Origin of the sequence: Streptomyces hygroscopicus subsp. hygroscopicus (assembly GCF_001553455.1) — a bacterium.
Lineage (GTDB): Bacteria > Actinomycetota > Actinomycetes > Streptomycetales > Streptomycetaceae > Streptomyces > Streptomyces hygroscopicus.
The window spans coordinates 1-4,273 of the sequence record NZ_BBOX01000196.1; the positions used below are offsets into that span (position 1 = coordinate 1).

The window sequence follows — 4,273 nt, forward strand, 5'->3', positions numbered from 1 at the left end:
CCCCAGCTCCCGGACGTCCGCCGGCCGCTGCGCGACCTGCCGCCCGACGAGCTGATCGGCGCGGTGGCGGACATCGGCGGCACACCGGCGGACGTCCTGCGGGACAAGGACCTCATGACCTCGCTCCTGCCGTTGCTGCGCGCGGACTTCTCGGTCAACGAGACGTACGAGTACCGCGGCGAGTCGCCCCTCGGTGTCCCGCTGACCGTCTTCGGCGGTCAGCGGGACCCGCGGGCCGACCGGGCCGAACTGCTGGCCTGGGAGGACCTCACCACCGAGCGCTTCCAGCTGCGGGTTTTCCCCGGCGGACACTTCTTCATCCATGACCAGGCGAAAGAGCTGCTCACGATGATGGTGCTGCCCTTGGCCGGCTGACCTGAATCAGATCGTCCGGTGAGATCGGGCCGGGTCGGAGGGCGGATGTTCCGCGCTGGATTCTCTGATGATCGCCCGAAAAAACGCGGGCTTCGGCCATGGGGGTAACCCCACCATTGATCCGGGGGTTGACTCCATTGATAGCGGACTGGTTTCACCCTACCGTGTGAAAAAGGTCTGATCCCCCCACGGTCCGGAGGTTTTCATGGCGTCCGACACCTGTTCTACCTGCGGTATTACCGATTCTATCGAAGCAGGCCGACGGTAATGGGCGATCACCTGAACTCTTTGGCGGCGCTCCCCGACGATGCCGAAGCGCGATGGCGCACAACACGTCGCGGCCGATTCGGCTGGTATGGATACGACTGTGCGAGTTCGGTCTTCGCCACATCGGTCAACTCGATTTTCTTCGGACCGTTCATCACCGATGTCAGCGAGGCCGCGGCCGATTCCGACGGGTACCTCCACCCCTTGGGGATTCCCGTGCTGGCCGGTTCCTTCTACCCTTATGTGGCCGCGCTGTCCGTTCTTCTCCAGGCATTCCTGCTCCCCGCGGCGGCTGCCCTGGCCGAACGCCATGACAAGGGCCGGGTGCTCGCGCTGTTCGCGGGCTGCGGCGCGAGCGCGGCGATCGGCATGTACGGGATCGGCGACACCGGCTACGCCCTGGGCGGTGCGCTCTATGTGGTGTCCAACATGGCGCTGGGCGCCTCGATCATGGTGGCCAACACCTATCTGCCGGTGCTGGCCGCACCGGAGCGCCAGGACCGCATGTCCACCGAGGGTTCGGCGGCCGGCTTCCTGAGCTGCGGCGCGGTGGTGCTGGGCGACCTCGCGCTGTACGCCAACCACGACGCGCTGGGCCTGACGGAGAACCAGGCCGTGCGGCTGATCCTGCTCCTCACCGGACTGTGGTGGCTGGTGCTCTCCGGCGCGTCGGTGTGGCTGATGCGCGGTTACGGCAGTCCGCCGCCGGTCCCGGTGACCGCGGCCGGGGAGGCCGAACCGTCCCCGGGTGTGTACCGCGCGCTCTTCGTGGCCCTGCGGCGGCTGGGGAGCATGCCGCGGGCCGCGTGGTTCCTGCTCGCCTTCCTGCTCTACAACAACGGCATGCAGGCGGTCACCTCGCTGGTGGGGACCTACGCGGTGAAGGCGGTGGGCATCTCCCAGGACAGCCTGGTCGTCGCGATCCTGGCGGTCCAGTTCGTCGCGTTCGCCGGTGCGCTGATCGCGGGACGGCTGGCCGAGCGGCTCGGCGGTCGCCGGGTGGTCGGGGGGCTGGTGGCCTGCTGGGTCCTCACCGTGATCGTGGGAGCGGTCGTCCCCGACGGGGCGTTCTTCGCCTTCCTGGCGCTGTGCCTCGGCGCGGGCCTCGTCGTGGGGGGAACCTACGCGCTGTCGCGGTCGGTCTTCATCAAGCTGGTGCCGGAGGAACACACCGCCGAGTACATCGGCATCTTCGAAATGGTCAACCGGTGTCTGGCCTTCCTCGGTACCTCGTCCTTCGGCATCGTCCTCCAGACGTCCGGGAGCTACCGCATGGCATGGCTTTCCCTGCTGGTGTTCTTCGGGGCGGGCGCGGTCACCCTGCTGATCGGCTCCAGGGCCGGCGGGAAGGGCGAACCGGGCGACGTGGCAAAGGAGGTGACGGCCCATGGCTGACGGCGCGGATCCCGGCCGCCGCTACCGGGTGCTGCTCACCGAGGCGTCCAGCGCCTCGGCCCGCGAGGTCCTGACCGTGCTCGGCCGCCGCCGGCACGAGGTCGGTGTCATGGACAGCGGCGGGCTCAACTTCACCGCCCTGTCCCGCTGGGTGAAGCGCCGCCACCGCAGCCCACGCTTCTCCGCCGACCCGGAACGCTACCTCGACGCCCTGTACCAGGTCCTGACGCACTCGTCGTACGACATCCTGCTGCCCACCCACGAGCAGCTGATCGCGCTGTCCCGGCACCGCGAGGAGTTCTCCCGGCTGGGCGTCGGGCTGGCGGTCCCCGGTTTCGAGGCGGTGCGCACCGCACAGGACAAGGCCGCGGCGGTCCGGCTCTTCGCCGAGCTGGGGCTGCCCCAGCCGGACACCGCGCTGGTGGCGGACGAGAGCGAGCTGCTGGCCCAGACCGGCCGACTGCCCGCCTACGTCAAGCTGCCGGTGGCGACATCGAGCCGGGGGGTGTGGCGGGTGGCCGACCCGGCGCAACTGTCCGGGACAGCGGCGCTGCCCCAGGTGCGGGAGGTGTTCGCCCGGGGCGGTGAGGTGCTCGTGCAACGCGCGCTGCCCGGTCCGATCGTCATGGCGCAGGCGCTGTTCGACCGGGGCTCACTGGTCGGCGCGCACACCGTGCTGCGCAAGCGCGAGGGAGTGCAGGGCAGCGCTTCTTCCAAGGTGTCCCTGGACCTGCCGGAGGTCCACCGGCACCTCGCCGAGCTGGGCGCCGCGCTGGACTGGCACGGCCCGCTGTCGGTGGACGCCGTCCTGGACGAACGCCGCCGCACGGTCCACCACATCGACGTCAACCCGCGGCTGGTCGAACCCGTGAACGCCGAACTCGCCGGTACCGACCTGGTGCAGCGCTGGCTCGCGCTGTCCTGCGGCGCGGAACTCGGGCCCCCGCCGCGCGCCCGTGCCGGAGTCCGTACGCACATGCTGCTGATGGCCGTCGTACGCCATGCCGAGGTGGGCCGCGGCCGGCGGGCGATCCTGACGGAGCTCGCCCGTGCCGCGGCCGGGCGCGGCTGGTACGAGGGAAGCCAGGAGGAGCTGCTGCCGCTGCGCGCGGATCCCGCCGGGGCCCTGCTGCTCGGCGCCATCAGCGGCTGTCTGCTGCTCTCCCCCCGGCTGTGGCGCCGCCTGGCCGGCTCCGGGGCACCCGCCCACGCACTGAGCCCGGAGGGGTGGCGGCGGCTGACCGAGCCCCGAGCGCACTGAGGTGACGGTCCGGCTCGTCACCGCCGAAGGCCGGGGGCACACCTCGGGGGCAGACGACCGAACCGCCAGGAACGGAGGAAGCGATGACAGGCCAGGAGCTTGCGGACGTGCGCGGTGCGCTCAGCAGACTGCGCGACTGCGTGGAGTCCCTGCGGCTCGCCGACAGCGAGTCCCCGCACGTCCGCAGGCTGGTGCACGACGTCCGGCGGTTGCGGCTGGACCTGGACGCCATGGCAGGCCCCGGCGTGGCGGCCCTGACCCGGGGCACGGCGCGGGGACTCGCCCACGACATCGTCGTCCACATCGCGGACGGCCACATGGCGGGGCACGACGCGGACGACGACGGCGGGTAGCGGGGCGCCGGGCGCCACCCCACGAGCCGCCCGTACCGAAAAGGCGGACGTCGCCGCGCGGTACCCCTGACGGAGCGTCAGGACAGGGCGGTGACGACGCGGGACGGGCTCGGACGGCCGAGGTGTCCGGCCATCCACCGGCTGGTGGCCGCCAGCGCCGTCAGATCGACCCCGGTACGGATGCCGAGCCCGCGCAGCATCCACACCAGGTCTTCGGTGGCGAGGTTGCCGGTGGCACTGCGGGCGTAGGGACAGCCTCCGATGCCGCCGGCGGAGCTGTCGAACTCGGTGATGCCCGCGGTCAGCGCGGCATGCACATTGGCCAGGGCCTGGCCGTAGGTGTCGTGGAAGTGCAGGGCTATCCGCTCCAGGGGGATGCCCGCCCCCCGTACGGTGTCGAGGAGTTCCAGGACGTGGCCGGGCGTGCCGGTGCCGATGGTGTCGCCCAGCGACAGGGACGTGCAGCCCATGTCCATCAGCCCGCGGGCGACCGAGGCCACCTCGCGGGGCTCCACATCGCCCTCCCACGGGTCGCCGAAGCACATCGACACATAGCCGCGTACCGGCAGGCCCGCGGAGCGGGCCCGGCGCACGACGGGTTCGGACATCGCCAGCACCCCCG

General features: G+C 71.2%; 5 protein-coding genes. 4 read left to right on the forward strand and 1 reads right to left on the reverse strand.

Features of this window, described 5'->3' with window-relative positions:
- The 4 genes from AXW62_RS20870 to AXW62_RS20885 form a co-directional block, all read left to right on the forward strand.
- The coding region (locus AXW62_RS20870) for a thioesterase II family protein (protein WP_169808159.1) at positions 1-375 on the forward strand (375 nt) is incomplete at its 5' end.
- A 267-nt stretch (positions 376-642) separates the two neighbouring features.
- On the forward strand, positions 643-2,037 hold the full coding sequence (locus tag AXW62_RS20875) for an MFS transporter (protein WP_063817627.1): 1,395 nt from the start codon (positions 643-645) through the stop codon (positions 2,035-2,037).
- Entirely contained in the window at positions 2,030-3,298 is a 1,269-nt protein-coding gene (locus AXW62_RS20880; protein ID WP_060945880.1) for an ATP-grasp domain-containing protein, read from the forward strand. Before AXW62_RS20875 ends, AXW62_RS20880 begins: the two co-directional genes overlap by 8 nt.
- Positions 3,299-3,381: 83 nt before the next feature.
- The gene (locus AXW62_RS20885; RefSeq protein WP_060945881.1) at positions 3,382-3,651 is read left to right on the forward strand and encodes an Rv0250c family protein; all 270 of its coding nucleotides are present in this window, start codon (positions 3,382-3,384) and stop codon (positions 3,649-3,651) included.
- Between the two features lie 77 nt (positions 3,652-3,728).
- Here the strand turns inward: AXW62_RS20885 and AXW62_RS20890 are convergent.
- The coding region (locus AXW62_RS20890; RefSeq protein ID WP_502688778.1) for a hydroxymethylglutaryl-CoA lyase-like TIM-barrel protein at positions 3,729-4,273 on the reverse strand (545 nt) is incomplete at its 5' end.

Bases quoted from the DNA above. Each gene is read 5' to 3' on its own strand.
- AXW62_RS20880 (WP_060945880.1), top strand. From the start codon at position 2,030: ATGGCTGACGGCGCGGATCCCGGCCGCCGCTACCGGGTGCTGCTCACC.
- AXW62_RS20885 (WP_060945881.1), top strand. From the start codon at position 3,382: ATGACAGGCCAGGAGCTTGCGGACGTGCGCGGTGCGCTCAGCAGACTG.
- AXW62_RS20875 (WP_063817627.1), top strand. From the start codon at position 643: ATGGGCGATCACCTGAACTCTTTGGCGGCGCTCCCCGACGATGCCGAA.